A 22,522-nucleotide genomic window follows, 5' to 3' on the forward strand; every position below is an offset into this window, starting at 1 on the left:
TTTGATTCGGGGGCAAGGCAAAGCCCCAAACACGGCGCCAGGGGTGCGCCAGGATTGATGAATTCGCGCATGTCCTTTCGAAGCGGTTTCGTCTTCGAAGCTGATGCGCCCCGGGGATTAGGCTTGGCTGATATAGGCAAGGACATCGAACGCCCGCTCGGACAGGCTGTCCGGTCGCCGCGCGCTGCTGGCAAGGTCAGCGGCGGTGCGATCATGGCAACGGTGGCCGTGCTCGCGGTGGTCGGCGTCTCCGGTGCGATCGCGCTCCGGGAAAAGCCGTTTCGAAAGCCGCAGGAGGTTGCCGTTTCGACGCCGAAAGTAACAGCGGCAGCCGAACCCGCTGCCGCGCCGACCGCATTGGCCCCAGTGACGGCACCCAAGACGGAGACGCCGACAAAGACAGGCGGGCCGCAGATCATCCGCGTGCAGACGGAAGAGGGCGATGGCCCGCCCAAGGCGGCGATCGTCATTCGCGACCCGTCGACCATCGGCCAGAACCTGAAGATCGCGCATATTCCCGACAAGGCGCTGATCGAAGCCAGCGATACCGGACCCTTGCCTGTGCGCGCCACCGATGGAAGGCGGCCGTTCGACGTCTATGCGCGGCCCTGGTCGGGCGGGCGCGGCGCGCGGGTGGCGATCGTCATCGGCGGGCTTTCCGTTTCGCAGACAGGCACCCAGGCGGCCATCGCCAAGCTGCCGGCGGAAGTGACACTGGCCTTCGCGCCGCAAGGCAACAGCATCGGCCGCTGGATGCAGGCCGCCCGGCAAAGCGGCCACGAGATCGTCATGCAGGTGCCGCTCGAACCGTTCGACTATCCGAACATCAATCCCGGCCGTAACACGCTGACGGTGGCGGCGAGCGCGGACGAGAATTTGAAGAACCTGCATTGGGCGCTGTCGCGGACGACCAACTACACCGGCGTCATGAACTATATGGGCGCGCGCTTTTCCGCCGACGCGGCGGCGATGGAACCATTCATGGCCGAACTCGGCAAACGCGGCCTCGCCTATATCGATGACGGATCGTCGGCGCGCAGCCTGGCGCCCGACCTGGCGCTCAGGGATGGCGTGCCCTTCGTTTCCGGCGACATGGCGATCGATGCGGTGCAGGATCGCGGCGAAATCCTCAAAAAACTGGACAGTCTCGAAGCGACCGCGCGGGCCAAAGGCACTGCCGTCGGCATCGGCTCGGCCTTCGGCCTGACGGTCGACACCGTGTCGTCGTGGGTGGCCGAGGCCAAGAAGCGCGGCATCGAGATCGTGCCGATTTCAGCGGTGGCGATTGATCCGCAAAAAGGCTAACAGCCGTCTTGATAATTCTACTCCGGCGGGCATCTGGCGACGTTTTCTGCGCTTCCGGTGCTCACGTACTTTAAGTACGCTCCGCTCCGGTTCTCGAAACCGCTCGCCACCTGCCTCACCGGAGCGAATTCTCAAAACGGCTGGACCCCATCACGCATGGCTAAAAAGATTGACCGCGAAACGCTGCCTTATCGCCCCTGCGTCGGATTGATGATCCTCAATGCCGAGGGCCTGGTCTGGGTCGGGCATCGCATTGCCGAGCCGGACAGCGAATTCGCCGGCACGACTCAGCTTTGGCAGATGCCGCAAGGCGGCATCGACAAGGGCGAGGAGCCGTTGCAGGCGGCCGAGCGCGAACTCTACGAAGAGACCGGCATGCGCGGCATCTCTTTGCTGGCCGAGGCGCCGGACTGGATCAACTATGATTTGCCGGACCATCTCGTCGGCATCGCCTTCAAGGGGCGGTATCGCGGCCAGACGCAGAAATGGTTCGCGTTTCGCTTCCACGGCGATGTCAGCGAGATCCAGATCAATCCGCCGCCGGGCGGCCACACCGCCGAGTTCGACAAATGGGCATGGCGGCCGATGCAGGATCTGCCCGACCTGATCGTGCCGTTCAAGCGCCATGTCTATGAGGATGTGGTGGCGGCATTTCGGCATCTGGTGCAATAGGCTCAACACAACGACCCTGGTTGCCGCGCCGGCCCGGCGGTCCTATTGATGTATGTATCCACTGCGCAAAGGGTCGCCATGAACGACGCCCCCAAAAGGTCGCTGCCCGAAGAGGTCACCGCCACAAGCGAAGTGGCGGCCGGCGCCGTCCTCACCATCGATCTCGGCGCGATCCGTGAAAACTACAGGCGGCTGAAATCGCGATTGGGCGATGTCGGCTGCGCTGGTGTGCTCAAGGCCGACGGCTACGGTGTTGGTGCCAGCCAGGTCGCGGCGGCGCTGCTGCGCGAAGGCTGCGATACCTTCTTCGTCGCGCTTCTGGCCGAAGGCGTCACCTTGCGCCGCTCGCTTGGGCCGAATCCCGCCATTTTCGTCTTGAACGGCATTCCGCCTGGTGCCGAACCGGACGCGGTGGCGGCAGACCTTTGCGCCGTGATCAACAGCCCGGAACAATTGGCGGCATGGCGCGTGGCGGCTCGGCGCGCCGGCCGAAAACTGCCGGCCGCGATCCAGGTCGACAGTGGCATGTCGCGGCTTGGCATGGCGCCCCTGGACGTGGAGCGCGTTGCCGCCGATCCGCATGCCTTCGACGGCATCGACATCCACTTCGTGATGAGCCATCTGGCCTGCGCCGACGAGCCGGAGCATCCGGCCAATGGGCGGCAGCGGCTGGCGTTCGAGCGGCTGCGCGCACTATTGCCGAAGGCGCCGGCCTCGCTCGCCAATTCGTCCGGCATCTTTCTGGGGCAGCGCTTCCACTACGATCTCGCCCGCCCCGGTGCCGCGCTCTACGGCATCAATCCGACACCGGCCAGGCCGAACCCGATGCTGCCGGTGGTACGGCTGGAGGCCAAGGTCGTGCAGACACGCATGCTGGAGGCCGGCGCCGGTGTCGGCTATGGCCACATGTTCCAAACGACGGCTCCGCTCGCTGCCGCGACGATCTCGCTGGGCTATGCCGATGGCTGGCACCGGCGGGCGGCGTCCGCAGCCTGGTTCGAGGGCGCGCGCCTGCCCTTCCTCGGGCGGGTGTCGATGGATTCGATCATTCTCAACATTTCCGCTCTGCCGTCCGGCAAGCTCCGCGAGGGGGATCTCGTCGAACTGCTCGGTCCCTCACAAAGCGTCGATGAGGCTGCCGGCCATGCCGGCACCATCGGCTACGAGATCCTGACCAGCCTCGGCCCGCGCTTCCATCGGCGCTATGTCGATAGCTAACGCTTAGCGTGTAGCCCCTTGGCGGGCGCCACAGAATCCGGCAGACAGAAGATCGCATCGGTTTGGGCGTCGCCGTGGAGTGTTGTACGATGAAGATCATGGTGCTGGGCGGTGGCGTCATCGGGGTGACCACGGCGTATTTTCTCGCCGAAGCCGGTCACGAGGTGACGGTTCTCGACCGCCAGAAAGGCCCGGCGCTGGAAACCAGCTTTGCAAATGCCGGTGAGATATCCCCCGGCTACGCCTCGCCCTGGGCCGGACCCGGCATTCCGCTGAAGGCCATCAAATGGCTGCTGATGAAGCATGGCCCGCTGGTGGTGCGGCCGGCCTTCGATCCGCATATGTGGACCTGGCTGATCAAGATGCTGCGCAACTGCACGGCCGAGCGATACGCGATCAACAAGGCGCGCATGGTGCCGCTGGCCGAATACAGCCGCGACACGCTGAAGGCGCTGCGCGAAGCGACCGGCATCGCCTATGACGAGCGGACCCAGGGCACGCTGCAGCTGTTTCGCACGCAAAAACAGCTCGACGGCACCGGCGGCGATGTCGAGGTGCTGAAGAAGTATGGCGTGCCCTACGAGATCCTCGACCAGGACGGCTGCATCGCGGCCGAGCCTGGCCTGGCCGGGGTGCGCGAAAAGTTCGTCGGCGGCCTCAGGCTGCCGCATGACGAGACCGGCGACTGCAAGATGTTCACCGACAGGCTGGCCGAACTCTGCGTGGCGCGCGGCATCAAGTTCGAATACGACGTGACGATCTGGCGTGTCATCCGCAGCCGAAACCGCATCGCAAATCTCAGCACCAGCAAGGGCTGGAAGGCCGCCGACGCCTATGTGATGGCGATGGGCAGTTATTCGGCGGGTTTCATGCGCCGGGTGAAGCGGCCGATCCCGGTCTATCCGGTCAAGGGCTATTCGATCACCGTGCCGATCAAGGATGCCGCGGCGGCACCGGTGTCGACGGTGATGGACGAGACCTACAAGGTGGCGATCACCCGGCTAGGGAACCGCATTCGGGTTGGCGGTACGGCGGAGATTTCCGGCTTCGACCTCAGGCTGCATGAATCGCGACGGCGCACGCTGGAGCACTCGGTCGGCGATCTGTTTCCGGGCGCCGGCGCGATGCGGGACGCGACCTTCTGGTGCGGGCTGCGGCCGATGACGCCGGACGGCCCGCCGCTGATCGGCCGCACCGAGCTTTCCAATCTCTACCTCAACACCGGCCACGGCACGCTCGGCTGGACCATGGCCTGCGGCTCGGGCAAGGTTCTGGCCGATATCATCTCCAGCCGGGTGCCGGACATCGATGTCCGCGACCTCGCACAGGAGCGCTATCTGCGATAAAAGGTCGGAACGACTGCCGGACCCAGTCTTCGTAGAATGGGCGCCATTGGCGGACAAGGGTTGAGCGTGTGGTGAATTCGTTTGTGCTCGACCCGCCCCAGATGGCGGATTTATTTTGCCGGATTTGCGAAATCAGGTGAAGAGGCCCCGCTCCCGCTCCACCATCTTAGTGATGAAGCTGGCGACGATCTGGACGCGGCGCAGCGGCCTGACCGATTCGTGATAGACCAGCCAGTAGGCGCGACGGATGGGTGCGACCACATCGACCGGCACCAATTCCGGCATCGAGCGGGCGACGAAGGTGTGCAGGATGCCGATGCCGGCGCCCGAGCGCACCGCCTCGGCCTGGCCGAGTGCGGAGGAGATGGCGAAGCTGGTGCGCCAGTCGGCGCTGAACTCGGCCGCGTAGTCGAGCGAGGGACTGACGATGAGGTCCGGCACGTAGCCGATGAGGGTGTGCTGGCCAAGCTCGGCGGCAGTTTTGGGCAAGCCATACGCCTCGACATAGTCACGCGAGGCAAACAGGCCGAGCGAATAGTCGACCAGCTTTCCCGCCACCAGCCGGCCTTCGGTCGGCCGCTCGACGGTGATGGCGATATCGGCCTCGCGGCGCGACAGGGAGAAGGAACGCGGCACCGGCACGAGCTGGATCGTCAGTTCGCGGTGCAGCGCGGTTAGTTCGCCGAGGCGCTTGGCCAGGAAGGCGACGCCAAAGCCGTCCGGCGCGCCGATGCGCACCGTGCCGGAGACGTCGTCGCCTTCGCCGGCAATGGTCGAGCGCGCGGCGATCATGTCGCCCTCCATACGCTCGGCAATGTCGAGGAAGCGCTCGCCGGCCGGCGTCAGTTCGCTGCCGGTGGTCAGCCGGCGAAACAGTTTTGTGCGCAGCGCATCCTCGAGTGCGGCGATGCGGCGCGAGACGGTGGCGTGGTTGAGCTCCAGCCGTTTGGCCGCGCCAAGGATCTGGCCGGCGCGGGCCACGGCCAGGAAGATGCGGACGTCATCCCAGTTCATGGCGATCCTTGAAATGTATGTTGCGGTCTCATCATTTGCGGGAATTGATGCTCGCCCGTCAATCGTTATCTACTTTCCGCACAACGGTTGCGTTCTCCCTCGCGTTGCCATCGCCGCTGCAAAGGCGGACAATACGCCATCATAAACAAAGGGAGAGAAATCATGATCGACTACGGTCATTTCATCGGCGGCAAGCATGTCGCCGGGACCAGCGGCCGCAAGCAGGATGTCATGCAGCCGATGGACGGCTCCGTGCGCGGCACGGTGGCGCTGGCTTCGCAGGCGGAACTGCGCGCGGCGGTCGAGAATGCCAAGGCAGCGCAGCCGAAGTGGGCGGCAACGAACCCGCAGCGCCGCGTGCGCGTGCTGATGAAGTTCCTCGAACTCGTCGCTCGCGACTATGACGAATTGGCCGATATCCTGGCGCGCGAACACGGCAAGACGATCGCCGACGCCAAGGGCGACATCCAGCGCGGCCTCGAAGTGGTCGAAGTCTGCATCGGCGCGCCGCATATGATGAAGGGTGAATTCACCGACGGCGCCGGCCCCGGCATTGACGTCTATTCGATGCGCCAGCCGCTCGGCGTCGTCGCCGGCATCACGCCGTTCAACTTCCCGGCGATGATCCCGCTGTGGAAGATCGCACCTGCCATCGCCTGCGGCAACGCCTTCATCCTGAAGCCGTCGGAGCGCGACCCGGGCGTGCCGATGCGCATTGCCGAACTGTTCCTCGAAGCCGGCCTGCCGGCGGGCATCCTCAACGTCGTCAATGGTGACAAGGACGTGGTCGACGCCATTCTTGACGATCCCGACATCAAGGCCATCGGCTTTGTCGGCTCGACGCCGATCGCCCACTACATCTATTCGCGCGGCACCGCCGCCGGCAAGCGCGTGCAGTGCTTCGGCGGCGCCAAGAACCACATGATCATCATGCCCGACGCCGACATGGACCAGACCGTCGACGCCCTGATCGGCGCCGGCTACGGCTCGGCCGGCGAACGCTGCATGGCGATCTCGGTGGCCGTTCCGGTCGGCAACGACACCGCCAACCGGCTGATGGAAAAGCTGATCCCGCGCGTCGAGAGCCTGAAGGTCGGACCTTCGACCGACTCTTCCGCCGATTTCGGCCCGCTGGTGACGGCGCAGGCGCTGGAGCGGGTCAAGGGTTATGTCGACACCGGTGTCAAGGAAGGCGCCAAGCTGGTCGTCGATGGCCGCGGCTTCTCCATGCAGGGTTATGAAGACGGCTACTACATGGGCGGCTGCCTGTTCGACAACGTCACGTCGGACATGCGCATCTACAAGGAAGAGATCTTTGGGCCGGTGCTCTCGGTCGTGCGCGCGCCGACCTATGAGAGCGCGATCAAGCTCGCCAACGACCACGAGATGGGCAATGGCGTCGCCATCTTCACCCGCGACGGTGACGCGGCGCGCGATTTTGCCTCGCGTGTCCAGGTCGGCATGGTCGGCATCAACGTGCCGATCCCGGTGCCGATCGCCTACTACACGTTCGGCGGCTGGAAGGCATCTTCCTTCGGCGACCTCAACCAGCACGGTCCGGACGCGTTCCGCTTCTACACCAAGACCAAGACGGTCACCTCGCGCTGGCCGTCCGGCATCAAGGACGGTGCGGAGTTCGTCATCCCGACCATGAACTAGACGGACGATTTCTTGCTTGCGCGTCCTCGCCTACCTACTGCCGCGGGCGGGCAGGCATCAAGGACGGTGCGGAATTCGTTATCCCGACGATGAACTGGCCGAACGACAATCGATTTTGAACTCAAGGCCCGGGCGCGCTGCGCCCGGGCCTTTTGCATTCCGGTCGCGGGCCGCATCGGCCTAAACGTTAATGTGATGGAACCGGACGGGCGTTTGTAGTCTTAAGTTTCAATCCTGCCGCGAAGGAGGTGCGGCAGATCAACCAACGGCGCTGGCGACAGCTTCGGGGGTACCGCGTGGCGCAAGGAGGTGTCTGATGACACGTCTCATGGCAATGTTACTTTGTGCTGCGTCTTCGTCTTTTGCCGTCCCGGCCTTGGCGGCCGGACAATGCGCTGCCCGAGCGGACATGATCAAGGCGCTCGGCGAGAAGTTCCACGAAAGCGAGGCGGCGCGCGGCGTGGTCAACCCGAGCGTGATTCTCGAGATCTTCGTTTCCGACCAAGGCACCTGGACTATCCTGGCCACCGATACGCGGGGTCAGAGCTGCGTCATCACGGCAGGTGAAGGTTGGGACGGTCCATTGGTGGAGGCTGCCTTGCCAGGCACCTAGACCGAAGCGTTGGAAAGACACCGAACGCCCGGCGGACCTAATGGCGCTCAGCGTGTCGCCGCCACCTCGGCGTGGCCGCGCAGCAGCGCCATCAGCCGCTTGGCGTCCTTGGCTGCGGCCTCCTCGTCGCCGTCGAGGATCGAGCGGATCAGCGCGACATGGTGTTCTGCCGATTCCGCCAAGCCGGTGTCGGCCTTGTAGCGGAACCAGAAGCGGCGGCTGTGGGTCTGCAAGGGGGCGGCCAGCCGAGCGGCAAACGGATTGTCGGCGGCCAGGGCCAGCGCTTCGTCGAGTGCCTTGTCGGCTTGGATGAAGGCAAGCACATTGCCCGCGATCACTGCTTTCTGCATGGCAAGGGCTGCTTCGTGAAACAGGTCGGCGGCTTCGCGGGTGACGAAGCGGGCGGCCGAGCGGGCCAGGACCACCTCGACGCCGCGGCGCGCGTCGAGTACGCGCAGCCAGTCGCCGGGATGAAGCGGAGCGATCGCGATGCCCGCGCGCGGCCGCACGTCGAGCAACCCTTCCCAGGCCAGCCGCTGGATCGCCTCGCGCACCGGTGTCCGCCCGAGCCCGAGCCTTTCGATCAGGGCGCCTTCGGTGACGAAGCTCGCAGGGGCCAGTTCAAGCGTGACGATCATGTGCTCGAGCACGTGATAGGCCTTGGTCGCGGCTGGCTCGGTCACGGTGCTGGCTTCCATGGATATCAAAGGCGCTCTCCTGATATATCTTGCATATATCATAATGGAATCCGTATTGACAGGCCGTTTCTTAACAGATATACGGCTGATATATCAGATGGAGAGATGATCATGTGGACCGGAGTTTTTCCAGCCGTCACGACCAAATTCACCGCGGATGATCGTCTCGATCATGCCGAGATGGAGCGCTGCTTCAACCTGCAGATGGAGGCCGGCTGCGACGGTATCATCGTTTGCGGATCGCTCGGCGAAGGGCCGATGCTGTCGCCCGACGAGAAGATCGAGGTGCTGAAGACCGCGCAGAAGGTCGCCGGCAAGAAGCCGGTGCTGCTGACGGTCAACGAGGCCGGCACACGCGAGGCGGCCAGCATAGCCAAGCGTGCGGCCCAAGAAGGCGCCAACGGCCTGATGGTCGTGCCGAGCCCGATCTACCACACCAATGCGGAAGAGACGGTCGCCGCACTTCGTGCCGTAGCCGAGGCCGGCGACCTGCCGGTCATGATCTACTCCAACCGGCTTGCCTACCGCGTCGACGTCACTGTGGACCAGATGGAGGAGCTGGCGTCGGACAAGCGCTTCGTCGCCATCAAGGAATCATCCGACGACATCCGCCGCTCGACCGAGATCATCAATCGCCTCGGCACTCGCTACGACCTGTTCACCGGCGTCGACAATCTCGCCTTCGAGGCGCTGTCGGTCGGCGCCATCGGCTGGGTGGCCGGGTTGGTCACCGCGTTCCCCCGCGAGACGGTCGCCATCTATCAGCTGATGAAGCAGGGCCGCCGCGAAGAGGCGCTCGCCATCTACCGCTGGTTCCGGCCGCTGCTCGATCTCGACGTCTCGACCTATCTGGTGCAGAACATCAAGCTTGCCGAAGTGTTCGCGATCAACACCAATGATCGCGTGCGCATGCCGCGCCAGCCGCTGTCGGGCGAGCGCCGCAAGGTGGTCGAGAAGATCGTCAAGGACGCGCTGGCGGTGCGGCCGACGCTGCCGTCGTTCTGAGGCTGACCGCAGGGTGAAGCGGGGCGGAGACTGGACATGCGGCTTGGCGTGCAACGATGAATAGCAACGTTGCAATCGACATCGCCATCATCGGTGGCGGCATCATCGGCATCTGCGCCGCCGCCGCTCTCGCCGAGGCGGGACGCGATGTCACGATCTTCGATCGGACGGGCATTTGCGAGGAGACGAGCTCCGGCAATGCCGCCGCCTTTGCCTTCTCCGACGTGCTGCCGATGGCGCATAAGGGCATGATGCGGCAGCTGCCGAAATGGCTGGCCGATCCGCTCGGCCCGCTCAGCATTCCGCCGGCCTATCTGCCGAAACTTCTGCCCTGGCTGATCCGCTTCTGGCGCGCCGGCGCGCCGGGAAAATACGAGGCGAGCCTCGCCGCTCAGGCGGGCATGATGAAGCTCGCCGAAGCGGAATGGATGGGCCTGCTCGATCGGTCCGGTACACGATCGATGCTGCGTGAGGATGGTTCGCTCGAGCTTTACGAAAGCGAGGCCGAGTTTCAGGCTGAGCTGCCTGGCTGGGCGGCGCGCGGGCGTTTCGGCATCGGTTTCCGCCATGTCGAGGGCGAGGACCTGGCTGCCTTGCAGCCGGGGCTTTCGCCGCGCTTCGTCAAGGGCACGTTCGTCCCGGGATGGATGACGGTCGCCGACCCGAAACTGCTCGGCAAGGCGGTGTGGGCCTACGCGCAGACCAAGGGGGCACGCTTTGAGATGGCTCGGATCGAGCGCATCGCGGCGGATCATGACGGCGCCGCGCTGACATTGGCCGACGGCACGACGAGGCAAGCCAGGCACCTTGTCGTCGCCGCCGGCGCCTGGTCGCATCTGCTGGCGAGGCAACTCGGCGATCGCATCCCGCTCGAAACCGAGCGCGGCTACAACACGACGTTGCCGCCGAGCGCCTTCGACGTGAAGCGGATGCTGATCTTCTCCGGCCATGGCTTCGTCATCACGCCGCTCGAAACGGGGCTGCGCGTCGGCGGCGCCGTCGAACTCGGCGGTATCGAGCGACCGCCCAATTATGCCAGGTCGAAAGCGCTGCTACGGAAGGCGCAGAAATTCCTGCCGGGGCTCGATCCCTCGGGCGGGCGCGAATGGATGGGGTTCCGTCCCTCGCTGCCGGATTCAGTGCCCGTCATCGGTCATGCATCGGGAAGCCGATCGGTGGTTTATGCTTTCGGCCACGGCCATCTCGGCTTGACCCAGGCAGCCGCCACCGGACGGTTGATCCGGGAACTCGTCCTGGGGCAGACTCCGTCGATCGATCTGGCCCCCTTCAGTCCACATCGTTTTTGATTTTCGTGGGTTTTGATTTTTCGAGGAGCGTCATGGCCAAGAAATCCTTCTTCTGCATAGACGGCCACACCTGCGGCAACCCTGTCCGTCTGGTCGCCGGTGGCGGCCCGCTGCTGCAGGGTTCGACGATGATGGAACGGCGGGCGCATTTTCTGGCCGAATATGACTGGATCCGCACCGGGCTGATGTTCGAACCGCGCGGCCATGACGTGATGTCCGGCTCGATCCTCTATCCGCCGACGCGCGAGGATTGCGACATCGCCATCCTGTTCATCGAAACCTCCGGCTGCCTGCCGATGTGCGGCCACGGCACGATAGGCACGGTGACGATGGCGATCGAGCACGGGCTGATCAAGCCGAAGACGCCGGGCGTGCTCAGGCTCGACACGCCGGCCGGCCTGGTCATCGCCGAGTACAAGCAGGTCGGCGACTATGTCGAGGAGGTGCGCATCACCAATGTACCGTCTTTCCTCCATGCGGAGGGGCTGACGGTCGAATGCCCGCAGCTCGGCGAAATCACCGTCGACGTCGCCTATGGCGGCAACTTCTACGCCATCGTCGAGCCGCAGAAGAACTATCGCGACATGGCCGACTATTCGGCGGGCGACTTCATCGCCTGGAGCCCGGTGGTGCGGCAGCGGCTCAATGAGAAATATTCCTTCGTGCATCCCGAGAACCCAGGCATCAACCGGCTGTCGCACATGCTGTGGACCGGTGCGCCGACCAACCCCGAGGCCGACGCCCGCAATGCCGTTTTCTACGGTGACAAGGCGATCGACCGCTCACCCTGTGGCACCGGCACCTCGGCGCGCATGGCGCAGCTTCATGCCAAGGGCAAACTCAAGGCCGGCGACAGCTTCGTCCATGAATCGATCATCGGTTCGCTGTTCAAGGGCAAGGTCGAAAAGGATGTCACCGTCGCAGGCAAACCGGCCATTGTTCCCTCGATCGGTGGCTGGGCGCGGATGACCGGATTGAACACCATTTTCATCGACGACCGCGATCCGTTCGCACATGGTTTTGTGGTCAAGTGAAGGGAAACCTGACCCGACGGAAAGGAGCGGAACGAAAAACGGACTATGTCAGTAACGCAACGATTCTTCTCATCACCTAATTTTGACGGCGATTTCTTCGAAACGAGGTGCATGATGCGGTCGAATCGTCAAAGACATTGCGTTATGCCAATGGTAGGGTCCGCGATAGTCCAGGGGTCGGATACGGAAAAACGGGCAATCAGACGGCGTGTCGACAAAACACGCACGACGATTGAAAAATGACGTTGCAATCCGGGCTCGAAACTTTACGACTAGGGGAAATACGAAAAGGAATGCGTCTGCATGGGCGACATTCCAGGGGAGCCACGTACACATGCAGTACTTTGTCCAGCAGCTTATCAATGGGCTGACGCTGGGATCGATCTATGGGCTGATCGCAATCGGCTACACGATGGTCTACGGCATCATCGGCATGATCAACTTCGCTCATGGCGACATTTTCATGGTGGGTGCCTTCACGGCCCTGATCGTCTTCCTCGCTCTAGGCGCGCTGTTCTATTCGGTGCCCGTGGTGCTGGCGCTGCTGCTCATGATGATCGTGGCTATGCTGCTCACCAGCCTCTACAATTGGACGATCGAGAAGGTTGCCTACCGGCCATTGCGCGGCTCGTTCCGGCTGGCGCCGCTGATCACCGCGATCGGCATGTCGATCGCGCTGTCGAACTTCGTCCAAGTGACGCAGGGGCCGCGCAACAAGCCGATCCCGCCGATGGTCAGCCAAGTCTACAACATCAACGGCATCAGCGTGTCGCTGAAGCAGATCATCATCGTCATCGTCACGGCGCTGCTGCTGGTGCTGTTCTGGTACCTGGTCAACAGGACTTCGCTCGGCCGAGCGCAACGCGCCTGCGAGCAGGACCGCAAAATGGCGGCGCTGCTCGGCATCGATGTCGACCGTACCATATCGATCACCTTCATCATGGGCGCGGCGCTTGCCGCCGTCGCCGGCACCTTGTTCCTGATGTATTACGGTGTCATCGCCTTCTCGGACGGCTTCACGCCGGGCGTGAAAGCCTTTACCGCAGCGGTGCTGGGCGGCATCGGTTCGCTGCCGGGCGCGGTGCTCGGCGGGCTGATGATCGGCTTCATCGAGAGCATGTGGTCGGCCTATTTCTCGATCGACTACAAGGACGTCGCGGCGTTCTCGATCCTGGCGATCGTGCTGATCTTCCTGCCTTCCGGCATATTGGGCCGGCCAGAAGTCGAAAAGGTCTGAGACCATGGCCGTCACCGTATCTCCGGAGCGCGACGTCGTCGCCACTCCTGTCCAACGCGCCCTCAAGGAAGCCTTCTATGCCGGCGCCATCGCGCTTGGCCTGTTCGTGCTGTTCATCGGGCTGAAGACCGGTCAGAACATCTCCAATGAACTGGTCCTGACCGCGCGCTGGGGCCTGCTTGCCGCAGTGGTGATCGCCACGGCGGTCGGGCGGTTTCTTTATGTCGCCTATGGCCAGCCCTTCTTGGCCAACCAGAAGATCGCCGATGTTGCCACCGGCCTGTTGCCGGCCAGCGTCGCATCACGCTTCTTCCAGTTGCCGGCCTTCATCGCGGCCGTCATCGCCGCGGTGCTGCTGTTCGTTTTCAGCAATTCTCTCCCCGGATGGGTCGGAGCAGAACCCGCCGGCTATCTGCAATTCCTGCGCGCGCTCGCGGTCATCTATCTGCTGGCTTGCGTGATCTATTACTTCCGCGCCTTCATCCATGCTAACTTCAACAAATTGGGCGTCACGGCTCTGGTGCTGTATCCGATCCTCGTGGTGGCGGTGCTGTCGCTGAACGCCTGGTCGATCGCCAGCGGGCTGCAGGGTTCGCTGAAATGGGTCGACAATTTCGGCATCCAGATCCTGATCTATGTGATGCTGGCCTGGGGCCTGAACATCGTTGTCGGCCTCGCCGGCCTGCTCGACCTCGGCTACGTCGCCTTTTATGCGCTTGGCGCCTATTCCTATGCGCTTCTCGCCACGCACTTCGGCCTGTCGTTCTGGATCCTGTTGCCGGCCGCCGGCGCCATGGCCGCCCTCTGGGGCGTGCTGCTCGGCTTCCCCGTGCTGCGCCTGCGTGGCGACTATCTGGCTATCGTGACGCTGGCTTTCGGCGAGATCATCCGCCTGGTGCTGATCAACTGGCGCGACGTGACCAACGGTTCGGCCGGCATTTCCGGCATTCCCAAGGTCAGCTTCTTCGGCCTGATGTCGTTCAACGTGTCTGACTCGAACTACATCGCCAAGGTGCTGGGCATCGCCCAGTCCGGCGCCTACTACAAGATTTTCCTCTATTATCTGATCCTGGGCCTGTGCCTGCTCACCGCCTTCGTCACCATCAGGCTGCGGCGTCTGCCGGTCGGCCGCGCCTGGGAAGCGCTGCGTGAGGATGAGATCGCCTGCCGGTCTCTGGGCATCAACACGACGACGACCAAGCTCACGGCTTTTGCCACGGGCGCCATGTTCGGCGGCTTCGCCGGCTCGTTCTTCGCCGCGCGGCAAGGTTTCGTCAGCCCGGAATCCTTCGTCTTCCTGGAATCGGCCATCATCCTGGCCATCGTCGTTCTCGGCGGCATGGGCTCGCTGGTCGGCATCGCGGTTGCCGCGATGGTGATGATCGGCGGCACCGAGGCGCTGCGCGAACTCGACTTCCTCAAGCAGATATTCGGGCCGGACTTCACACCGGAGCTCTACCGCATGCTTCTGTTCGGCATGGCCATGGTCATCGTCATGCTGTGGAAGCCGCGCGGCTTCGTCGGCAGTCGCGAGCCGACCGCCTTCCTCAAGGTGCGAAGAGCGGTCTCCGGTTCCTTCACCAAGGAAGGCCACGGCTGATGAATGCGAGCACATCCATGAACGAGGCGATTCTGCGGGTCGAGCATCTGTCGATGAAGTTCGGCGGCCTGGTCGCCATCGGCGACCTGTCCTTCACCGCCAAGCGCGGTGAGATCACCGCGCTGATCGGACCCAACGGTGCCGGCAAGACCACCGTGTTCAACTGCATCACCGGCTTCTACAAGCCGTCGGAAGGCATGATCACGCTCAACCGGAACGACGGCTCGAGCTATTTGCTCGAACGTCTACCCAACCACGAGATCCCGGCGCGCGCCAAGGTGGCGCGTACCTTCCAGAACATCCGCCTGTTCTCGGGCATGACGCTGCTGGAGAACCTTTTGGTTGCCCAGCACAACAAGCTGATGAAAGCCTCGGGCTATACGGTCCTTGGCCTGTTCGGCTTCAGCGGCTACCGCAAGGCCTCCGCCGAATCGGTCGAACTTGCCAGGCACTGGCTGGAGAAGGCCGATCTCGTCGACCGCGCCGACGATCCGGCCGGCGACCTGCCCTATGGCGCGCAGCGGCGCCTCGAGATCGCCCGCGCCATGTGCACCGGTCCGGAGCTTTTGTGCCTGGACGAGCCGGCCGCTGGCCTCAATCCAAAGGAATCCGCAGCGCTCAACGAACTGCTGATCGACATCAAGAACACATCAGGCACCTCGATCCTGTTGATCGAGCATGACATGTCGGTGGTCATGCAGATATCGGACCACGTCGTGGTGCTGGAATATGGCCGCAAGATCTCGGACGGCAGCCCGCAATCGGTGCGTACCGACCCGCGCGTCATCGCAGCCTATCTCGGCGTCGACGACGAGGAAGTCGAGTCGGTGCTGACGGAAGTCGGCGACGAAGACGTCATCGAACAGCTCGATACGGGACCGGATGCAGCACACGGCCCGGGAACATCGTCGTCCTATCTCGCCGGGCCGGTGACCGACACGGTCGGCCACAGTTCGGGCGAGCGGGTCACGGTGGCCAAGGGCGCGTCAAAGGCCGGTCAGGTCGACGCAAAATCGCTCGCCGCGGCAAACAAGGCGGCCTCGCTGGCGGCTGTGCCGGCGGCTTCGGCAAAGCCCGTCTCCGCGGCAAAAGCAAAGCCTGCGCCGAAAGCGTCAAAGGCGGCAACCGGAACGGCGGTGAAGTCGACTGCGCCGGCCAAGCCGGCAGCCAAGGCTCCTGCCGCGAAGGCCCCTGCGGCGACGGCTGGGGGAATCTCCAACCGGCTGCCAGCGCCTCGCGGCGGCAAGGCCGATAATTTGACCCGCATCAAGGGCATCGGTTCGGTCAACGAGAAGAAGCTCAACGATCACGGCATCTTCCACTTCGACCAGATCGGCGCCTGGAAAAAGGCCGACGTCGAAGCCGCCGAAGCCTATCTTGCCTTCGATGGGCGCATCGCTCGTGAGGAGTGGGTCAAGCAGGCCAGGCTGCTCGGCCAGGGCAAGGACACGGAATTTTCGCGCCGCGTCGATGCGGGCAAGGTGGCGACCAGCCATGCTTCCGGGAAGACTGCCGCCAAGCCCGTGGCGGGCAAGCGCAGGGGGGGCAAGTGATGGCCGGGACAACGCTGCTCGATATCAAGGGTGTGCAGACCTATTACGGCAACATCCGGGCGCTGAACGGCGTCGATGTCACCGTGAAGGAAGGTGAGATCGTGGCGCTGATCGGCGCCAACGGCGCCGGCAAGTCGACGCTGATGATGACTATCTTCGGCGCGCCGCGCGCCCGCACCGGCACCATCACATTCGCCGGCACCGACATCACCCAGATGCCGACGCATGAGATCGCGCGCATGCGCATTGCCCAATCGCCCGAGGGCCGGCGCATCTTCCCGCGCATGACGGTGATGGAAAACCTGCAAATGGGCGCCAGCCTCGACAACCTCGAGCACTATGACGAGGACGTCGAGAAGGTGTTCACGCTGTTCCCGCGGCTGAAGGAGCGCATCGCCCAGCGCGGCGGCACGCTGTCGGGCGGCGAGCAACAGATGCTGTCGATCGGACGCGCGCTGATGGCGCGGCCAAAGCTGCTTTTGCTCGACGAACCGTCGCTGGGTCTCGCGCCGCTGATCGTCAAACAGATCTTCGACGCCATCCGCGAGCTGAACCGCACCCAGGGGCTGACCGTGTTCCTGGTCGAGCAGAACGCCTTCGGCGCGCTCAAGCTCGCCACGCGCGGCTATGTCATGGTCAACGGCAACGTGACGATGAGCGGTACCGGCAAGGAACTGCTCGCCAATCCGGAAGTGCGCGCCGCCTATCTCGAAGGCGGACACCACTGAGTTTAGAGCGGATGTGTGCGTTCGATATTCCGCTCCAAATTGTTTGTTTGTCGCATGATCCTTGTCCGAAAAGTCTGCAACTTTTCGGGATCATGCTAAGGAGACTTCATCATGCAGGGCATTCTCTATGAGGAACCCTCGATCTGGCAGTTCTTCTTCGTCACCTGTCTGCTCGGCGGCTGGGCGGCCTGGATGACGGGCAAGGCCAGCGCGCAGACCTGGCGCAGCTTCATCCAGCTGTTCGCCTACATGCTGGGTCTCGGCATCGGCATCCGCTTCATTCATCACGCGCTGTTCGGCGGCACGATGTTCTCGCTGCACTACTATGTCGTCGATACAATCGTGCTGATGATCCTCGGTTTTGTCGGCTTTCAATACACGCGCACCAACCAGATGGTGACACAGTATAATTGGCTCTACGAAAGAGCTTCAATCTTGAGCTGGAAACCGAAAGGTTGACGTTCATCATTAGCGCCGCATCGGAATTGAATCGGCGTGACAAGTGCCTGAAAATCGGCAAACTATGCTTTCTGCGATAAGGGTGGGCATCGCATGAAAGCTTCATCCACGCCCACTCCGTAAATGGGAGCGTTTAAATGAAAAAGTCACTTTTGTCCGCCGTCGCCCTGACCGCGCTGGTCGCGTTCGGCGGCAACGCGTGGGCTGACGTCATGTTCGGCGTAGCCGGTCCGATCACTGGTCCGAATGCCGCCTTCGGCGCGCAGCTTCAGAAGGGTGCGGAAGCCGCTGTGGCCGACATCAATGCCAAGGGCGGCATCAATGGCGAGCAGATCAAGCTCGAAGTCGGCGACGACGTCTCCGATCCGAAGCAGGGCATCTCGGTTGCCAACAAGTTCGTCGGCGACGGTGTCAAGTTCGTGGTCGGGCACTTCAACTCGGGCGTCTCGATCCCGGCATCGGAAGTCTATGCGGAAAACGGCATCGTCGAGATCACCCCGGCCGCCACCAACCCGAAGCTCACCGAGCGCGGCCTGTGGAACGTGTTCCGCACCTGCGGACGCGATGACCAGCAGGGTAGCATCGCCGGCGCTTATCTCGCCGCGAACTTCAAGGACGCCAAGATCGCCGTCGTTCACGACAAGACCACCTACGGTCAGGGCCTTGCCGACGAAACCAAGAAGGCGATGAATGCCAAGGGCCTGACGGAAGTCATGTACGAAGGCATCAATGTCGGCGACAAGGACTTCTCGGCACTGATCGCCAAGATGAAGGAAGCCGGCGTAACCATCATCTACTGGGGCGGCCTGCACACCGAAGCCGGCCTTATCATCCGCCAGGCGGCTGACCAGGGCCTCAAGGCGACACTGATTTCCGGCGACGGCATCGTGTCGAACGAGCTGGCTTCGATCGCAGGTGACGCGGTTGCGGGCACGCTCAACACGTTCGGCCCGGACCCGCGCCTGATCCCCGCCAACAAGGAACTCGTCGAGAAGTTCCGCGCGCAGGGCTTCGAGCCGGAAGCCTACACGCTCTACTCCTACGCCGCCGTACAGGCGCTCGCCGAAGCAGCGACCGCTGCCAAGTCGAACGACCCGCAGGCAGTTGCCAAGGCGCTGCATGAAAACGGCCCGTTCAAGACCGTGCTCGGCGACCTGTCCTATGACGCCAAGGGCGACCCGACGCTGCCCGGCTACGTCATGTACGAATGGAAGAAGGGCGCCGACGGCAAGTACACCTACATCCAGAAGATGTAAGCTCGTCAGTCTCCAGACTACGGATGCCCGGTGCTTCGCGCCGGGCATTTTTCTTTTGAGGCCGTTGCCTCTCCATCGAGGCCGGCAGACCAATCCAGCCCGGGCCTTTAGCCCGGAAACGATCGCGCGTTGACCGCAATGCCCATCGCTTCGCTGCGTATTCGACTGAATGCGACCGCCCTTGGCGCAAAGATTCCATTTCAATCGGTTTAAATGCCTGTCAATTTCGTTTGCACTGCAGCATTTTCACGCTAATCATTGCGCCGATTTCTCTTCCCTTCCGTTGCTGGAGCCTCAGTCCTTGGCCATCACGAAGATCCTCGTCGCCAACCGGTCCGAAATCGCCATTCGCGTCTTTCGCGCGGCCAACGAACTCGGTCTCAAAACCGTGGCGATCTGGGCCGAGGAGGACAAATACTCCCTGCATCGCTTCAAGGCCGACGAGAGCTACCAGGTCGGACGCGGGCCGCATCTGACCCGGGACATGGGACCGATCGAAAGCTATCTGTCGATCGAGGAGGTGATCCGCGTCGCCAGGCTCTCGGGCGCCGATGCCATTCATCCCGGCTACGGCCTGTTGTCGGAAAGCCCCGAATTCGCCGATGCCTGTGCCGAGGCCGGCATCACCTTCATCGGGCCGAAGCCGGATACGATGCGCCGGCTCGGCAACAAGGTCGCGGCGCGCAATCTCGCCATCGAGGTCGGCGTGCCGGTGATCCCCGCCACCGATCCGTTGCCGGACGACATGGATGCGGTCAAGAAACTGGCCAAGCAGATCGGCTATCCGGTGATGCTGAAGGCATCATGGGGCGGTGGCGGCCGCGGCATGCGCGCCATCCGCGCCGAAGCCGACCTTGCCCGTGAAGTCACGGAAGGCAAGCGCGAGGCGAAAGCCGCATTCGGCAAGGACGAGGTCTATCTCGAAAAGCTGATAGAGCGCGCCCGCCATGTCGAGGTGCAGGTGCTGGGCGACACGCATGGCAACGCCGTGCATCTGTTCGAGCGCGACTGCTCGATCCAGCGCCGCAACCAGAAGGTCGTCGAGCGGGCGCCGGCGCCATACCTCGAAATGTCGCAGCGCGAGGAGCTTTGCGGCCATGCGCTGAAGATCGCCCGCGAAACCAGCTATATCGGCGCCGGCACGGTCGAGTTCCTGCAGGACGCCGACACCGGCAAATTCTACTTCATCGAGGTCAATCCGCGCATCCAGGTCGAGCACACCGTCACCGAGCAGGTAACCGGCATCGACATCGTCAAGGCGCAGATCCACATCCTCGACGGCTTCGCCATCGGCACGCCGGAATCGGGCGTGCCGATGCAGATGGACATCAGGCTGAACGGCCATGCCTTGCAGTGCCGCATCACCACGGAAGATCCCGAGCATAATTTCATCCCGGACTACGGTCGCATAACCGCCTATCGCGGCGCGACGGGTTTCGGCATCCGCCTCGATGGCGGCACCGCCTATTCCGGGGCGGTGATCACCCGCTTCTACGATCCGCTGCTGGAGAAGGTGACGGCGTGGGCGCCGACGCCGGCGGAGACCATCGCCCGCATGAACCGGGCGCTGCGCGAGTTCCGCATCCGCGGCGTCGCCACCAATTTGACCTTCCTCGAAGCGATCATCAACCACCCGAGCTTCGCCGACAATTCCTACACGACGAAGTTCATCGACACGACGCCGGAGCTGTTCCAGCAGGTCAAGCGGCAGGACCGCGCCACCAAGCTGCTCAACTATCTGGCCGACGTGTCGGTCAACGGTCATCCCGAGACGCGCGGCCGGCCGCAGCCGAAGGCCGACGCGGCCGCACCATTGGTGCCCTATCTCAACGGCAATGTGCCTGATGGCAGCAAGCAGAAGCTCGACGTGCTCGGACCGGAGAAATTCGCCGGCTGGATGCGCGACCGGAAAGAGGTGCTGGTCACCGACACGACGATGCGTGACGGCCACCAGTCGCTGCTGGCGACGCGCATGCGCACGCATGACATCGCCGGCATTGCCGGCACTTATGCGCGCGCCCTGCCGCAGCTCCTGTCGCTCGAATGCTGGGGCGGCGCCACCTTCGACGTTGCCATGCGCTTCCTAACCGAAGACCCGTGGGAGCGGCTGTCGCTGGTGCGCGAGGCGGCGCCCAATGTGCTGCTGCAGATGCTGCTGCGCGGCGCCAACGGCGTTGGCTACACCAACTATCCCGACAATGTCGTGCAGCATTTCGTCAAGCAGGCGGCCGCCGGCGGCATCGACCTGTTCCGCGTCTTCGACTGCCTGAACTGGGTCGAGAACATGCGCGTCGCCATGGATGCGGTCGGCGCCGAGGGCAAGCTGATCGAAGCGGCGATCTGCTACACCGGCGACATCCTCGATCCGGCGCGGGCGAAATACGACCTCAAATACTATGTCGGCCTGGCCGGGGAATTGCAGGCGGCCGGCGCCCACATCATCGCCGTCAAGGACATGGCCGGACTGCTGAAGCCTTCCGCCGCACGTGTGCTGTTCAAAGCGCTGCGCGAAGCGACCGACTTGCCGATCCATTTCCACACCCACGACACGTCAGGCCTGTCGGCGGCGACGGTGCTGGCGGCGGTCGACAGCGGCGTCGATGCTATCGACGCGGCGATGGATTCGCTCTCGGGCAACACCTCGCAGCCATGTCTCGGCTCCATCGTCGAGGCGCTGAAGGGCACCGAGCGCGATCCGGGCCTCGATCCGCAGTGGATCAGGAAGATCTCGTTCTACTGGGAAGCGGTGCGCAACCAGTATGCCGCCTTCGAAAGCGACCTCAAGGGACCGGCCTCGGAAGTCTACCTGCACGAGATGCCGGGCGGGCAGTTCACCAATCTCAAGGAGCAGGCGCGTTCGCTCGGGCTGGAGACACGCTGGCACGAGGTGGCGCAGACCTATCACGACGTCAATCTGATGTTCGGCGACATCGTCAAGGTGACGCCGTCGTCCAAGGTCGTCGGCGACATGGCGCTGATGATGGTGAGCCAGGATCTCACCGTCGCCGATGTCGAGAACCCCAGCAAGGACATCGCCTTTCCGGACTCCGTGGTGTCGATGCTGCGCGGCGATCTCGGCCAGTCGCCCGGCGGCTGGCCTGAGAAGCTGCAGAAGAAGGTGCTAAAAGGCGACAAGCCGATAAAGGCGCGGCCTGGCTCGCTGCTGAAGCCCGCGGACCTCAAGGCCAACCGCAAGGAGATCGAGGAGAAGCTCGAGCGCAAACTCTCGGAGTTCGAATTCGCCTCGTGGCTGATGTACCCGAAGGTGTTTACGGATTTCGCCGGCGCGCAGGAAACCTACGGTCCGGTCAGCGTCCTGCCGACGCCGACCTATTTCTATGGCATGAAGCCGGAAGACGAGATCTTCGTCGACATCGAGAAGGGCAAGACGCTGGTGGTGCGGTGTCTTGCCATCGGCGATGTCGATGAGAAGGGCATGGTCACCGTGTTCTTCGAGCTCAACGGCCAGCCGCGCCGAGTGAAGATACCCGACAGGGCGCATGGCGCGTCCGCCGCCAAGGCCCGCCGCAAGGCCGAGCCCGGCAACGAGGCCCATGTCGGCGCGCCGATGCCGGGTGTCGTCTCCGCACTTTCGGTTGCCGCCGGCCAGCCCGTGAAGGCCGGCGACGTGCTGCTTTCCATCGAGGCGATGAAGATGGAAACGGCGCTGCATGCCGAGCGCGACGGCACCGTCGCCGAGGTGCTGGTCAAGGCCGGCGACCAGATCGATGCCAAGGATCTGCTGATCGTCTTCGGATAAGGTGTATTGATATTCAGATGATGCCGGCCTGACCTCAATCTCAACACACCTTAGGGTG

Annotated in this window: 18 protein-coding genes; 16 read left to right on the forward strand and 2 right to left on the reverse strand. The window is 63.5% G+C overall.

Going from position 1 to position 22,522, the window contains the following annotated elements; genetic code table 11:
* Window positions 1–123: 123 nt before the first annotated feature.
* From NKH03_RS00390 to NKH03_RS00405, 4 genes are all read left to right on the forward strand, one after another.
* Entirely contained in the window at window positions 124–1,305 is a 1,182-nt protein-coding gene (locus NKH03_RS00390) for a divergent polysaccharide deacetylase family protein (protein ID WP_352966659.1), read from the forward strand.
* A 156-nt stretch (window positions 1,306–1,461) separates the two neighbouring features.
* Window positions 1,462–1,977 carry an RNA pyrophosphohydrolase gene (locus NKH03_RS00395; protein WP_352864980.1) on the forward strand — a complete coding sequence of 172 codons (516 nt, stop codon included), beginning with the start codon at window positions 1,462–1,464 and terminating at the stop codon, window positions 1,975–1,977.
* Between the two features lie 78 nt (window positions 1,978–2,055).
* A complete protein-coding gene (gene alr, locus NKH03_RS00400; RefSeq protein ID WP_352966660.1) occupies window positions 2,056–3,195 on the forward strand; it encodes an alanine racemase in 1,140 nt (379 codons plus the stop codon).
* A gap of 89 nt (window positions 3,196–3,284) precedes the next feature.
* Window positions 3,285–4,541 carry a D-amino acid dehydrogenase gene (locus tag NKH03_RS00405; RefSeq protein WP_352966661.1) on the forward strand — a complete coding sequence of 419 codons (1,257 nt, stop codon included), beginning with the start codon at window positions 3,285–3,287 and terminating at the stop codon, window positions 4,539–4,541.
* A 132-nt stretch (window positions 4,542–4,673) separates the two neighbouring features.
* Here the strand turns inward: NKH03_RS00405 and NKH03_RS00410 are convergent, their stop codons facing one another.
* Window positions 4,674–5,555: a LysR family transcriptional regulator gene (locus NKH03_RS00410; protein WP_352878646.1), complete on the reverse strand. Its 882-nt coding sequence runs from the start codon at window positions 5,553–5,555 to the stop codon at window positions 4,674–4,676.
* 162 nt (window positions 5,556–5,717) lie between these two features.
* On the opposite strand from NKH03_RS00410, the gene NKH03_RS00415 reads away from it, so the two are divergent.
* Together NKH03_RS00415 and NKH03_RS00420 are read left to right on the forward strand one after the other, a co-directional pair.
* Entirely contained in the window at window positions 5,718–7,214 is a 1,497-nt protein-coding gene (locus NKH03_RS00415) for a CoA-acylating methylmalonate-semialdehyde dehydrogenase (protein ID WP_352864972.1), read from the forward strand.
* A 409-nt stretch (window positions 7,215–7,623) separates the two neighbouring features.
* Window positions 7,624–7,827 (forward strand): hypothetical protein, encoded by a 204-nt coding sequence (locus tag NKH03_RS00420; protein WP_352966663.1) that lies wholly within the window; start codon window positions 7,624–7,626, stop codon window positions 7,825–7,827.
* 47 nt (window positions 7,828–7,874) lie between these two features.
* On the opposite strand, the gene NKH03_RS00425 is transcribed toward NKH03_RS00420, so the two are convergent.
* Window positions 7,875–8,567, reverse strand: coding sequence for a GntR family transcriptional regulator (locus NKH03_RS00425; RefSeq protein ID WP_352864969.1), 693 nt, complete (start codon window positions 8,565–8,567; stop codon window positions 7,875–7,877).
* A gap of 69 nt (window positions 8,568–8,636) precedes the next feature.
* Here NKH03_RS00425 and NKH03_RS00430 point away from each other — a divergent pair, with 69 nt between their 5' ends.
* The 10 genes from NKH03_RS00430 (at window position 8,637) to pyc (ending at window position 22,464) form a co-directional block, all read left to right on the forward strand.
* Window positions 8,637–9,530, forward strand: coding sequence for a dihydrodipicolinate synthase family protein (locus NKH03_RS00430; protein ID WP_352966666.1), 894 nt, complete (start codon window positions 8,637–8,639; stop codon window positions 9,528–9,530).
* Between the two features lie 56 nt (window positions 9,531–9,586).
* Window positions 9,587–10,837: an NAD(P)/FAD-dependent oxidoreductase gene (locus NKH03_RS00435; protein WP_352966667.1), complete on the forward strand. Its 1,251-nt coding sequence runs from the start codon at window positions 9,587–9,589 to the stop codon at window positions 10,835–10,837.
* 32 nt (window positions 10,838–10,869) lie between these two features.
* A complete protein-coding gene (locus NKH03_RS00440) occupies window positions 10,870–11,871 on the forward strand; it encodes a 4-hydroxyproline epimerase (protein ID WP_352966668.1) in 1,002 nt (333 codons plus the stop codon).
* Window positions 11,872–12,205: 334 nt separating this feature from the next.
* Complete coding sequence (locus NKH03_RS00445) at window positions 12,206–13,108, forward strand: branched-chain amino acid ABC transporter permease (RefSeq protein ID WP_352966670.1); 903 nt, start codon at window positions 12,206–12,208, stop codon at window positions 13,106–13,108.
* Window positions 13,109–13,112: 4 nt separating this feature from the next.
* Entirely contained in the window at window positions 13,113–14,708 is a 1,596-nt protein-coding gene (gene livM / locus NKH03_RS00450; RefSeq protein ID WP_352864961.1) for a high-affinity branched-chain amino acid ABC transporter permease LivM, read from the forward strand.
* Window positions 14,708–16,261, forward strand: coding sequence for an ATP-binding cassette domain-containing protein (locus NKH03_RS00455; RefSeq protein ID WP_352966672.1), 1,554 nt, complete (start codon window positions 14,708–14,710; stop codon window positions 16,259–16,261). The genes livM and NKH03_RS00455 overlap by 1 nt, the downstream gene beginning before the upstream one ends.
* On the forward strand, window positions 16,261–16,989 hold the full coding sequence (locus NKH03_RS00460) for an ABC transporter ATP-binding protein (RefSeq protein ID WP_352966673.1): 729 nt from the start codon (window positions 16,261–16,263) through the stop codon (window positions 16,987–16,989). The genes NKH03_RS00455 and NKH03_RS00460 overlap by 1 nt, the downstream gene beginning before the upstream one ends.
* Window positions 16,990–17,100: 111 nt before the next feature.
* Window positions 17,101–17,448, forward strand: coding sequence for a DUF6867 family protein (locus tag NKH03_RS00465; RefSeq protein WP_352864956.1), 348 nt, complete (start codon window positions 17,101–17,103; stop codon window positions 17,446–17,448).
* A 137-nt stretch (window positions 17,449–17,585) separates the two neighbouring features.
* Complete coding sequence (locus NKH03_RS00470) at window positions 17,586–18,704, forward strand: branched-chain amino acid ABC transporter substrate-binding protein (protein WP_352864953.1); 1,119 nt, start codon at window positions 17,586–17,588, stop codon at window positions 18,702–18,704.
* 301 nt (window positions 18,705–19,005) lie between these two features.
* The gene (gene pyc, locus NKH03_RS00475) at window positions 19,006–22,464 is read left to right on the forward strand and encodes a pyruvate carboxylase (RefSeq protein ID WP_352966674.1); all 3,459 of its coding nucleotides are present in this window, start codon (window positions 19,006–19,008) and stop codon (window positions 22,462–22,464) included.
* Window positions 22,465–22,522: the final 58 nt, after the last annotated feature.

Source organism: Mesorhizobium sp. M1406 (genome assembly GCF_040317555.1).
Classification (GTDB): Bacteria; Pseudomonadota; Alphaproteobacteria; order Rhizobiales; family Rhizobiaceae; genus Mesorhizobium.

Coding starts and splice junctions, on each gene's coding strand:
- NKH03_RS00410 (WP_352878646.1), bottom strand. CDS start 5,555: ATGAACTGGGATGACGTCCGCATCTTCCTGGCCGTGGCCCGCGCCGGC.
- NKH03_RS00425 (WP_352864969.1), bottom strand. CDS start 8,567: ATGATATATGCAAGATATATCAGGAGAGCGCCTTTGATATCCATGGAA.
- NKH03_RS00445 (WP_352966670.1), top strand. CDS start 12,206: ATGCAGTACTTTGTCCAGCAGCTTATCAATGGGCTGACGCTGGGATCG.
- livM (WP_352864961.1), top strand. CDS start 13,113: ATGGCCGTCACCGTATCTCCGGAGCGCGACGTCGTCGCCACTCCTGTC.
- NKH03_RS00405 (WP_352966661.1), top strand. CDS start 3,285: ATGAAGATCATGGTGCTGGGCGGTGGCGTCATCGGGGTGACCACGGCG.
- NKH03_RS00440 (WP_352966668.1), top strand. CDS start 10,870: ATGGCCAAGAAATCCTTCTTCTGCATAGACGGCCACACCTGCGGCAAC.
- NKH03_RS00395 (WP_352864980.1), top strand. CDS start 1,462: ATGGCTAAAAAGATTGACCGCGAAACGCTGCCTTATCGCCCCTGCGTC.
- NKH03_RS00465 (WP_352864956.1), top strand. CDS start 17,101: ATGCAGGGCATTCTCTATGAGGAACCCTCGATCTGGCAGTTCTTCTTC.
- NKH03_RS00470 (WP_352864953.1), top strand. CDS start 17,586: ATGAAAAAGTCACTTTTGTCCGCCGTCGCCCTGACCGCGCTGGTCGCG.
- alr (WP_352966660.1), top strand. CDS start 2,056: ATGAACGACGCCCCCAAAAGGTCGCTGCCCGAAGAGGTCACCGCCACA.
- NKH03_RS00435 (WP_352966667.1), top strand. CDS start 9,587: ATGAATAGCAACGTTGCAATCGACATCGCCATCATCGGTGGCGGCATC.
- NKH03_RS00455 (WP_352966672.1), top strand. CDS start 14,708: ATGAATGCGAGCACATCCATGAACGAGGCGATTCTGCGGGTCGAGCAT.
- NKH03_RS00415 (WP_352864972.1), top strand. CDS start 5,718: ATGATCGACTACGGTCATTTCATCGGCGGCAAGCATGTCGCCGGGACC.
- NKH03_RS00420 (WP_352966663.1), top strand. CDS start 7,624: ATGATCAAGGCGCTCGGCGAGAAGTTCCACGAAAGCGAGGCGGCGCGC.
- NKH03_RS00460 (WP_352966673.1), top strand. CDS start 16,261: ATGGCCGGGACAACGCTGCTCGATATCAAGGGTGTGCAGACCTATTAC.
- NKH03_RS00430 (WP_352966666.1), top strand. CDS start 8,637: ATGTGGACCGGAGTTTTTCCAGCCGTCACGACCAAATTCACCGCGGAT.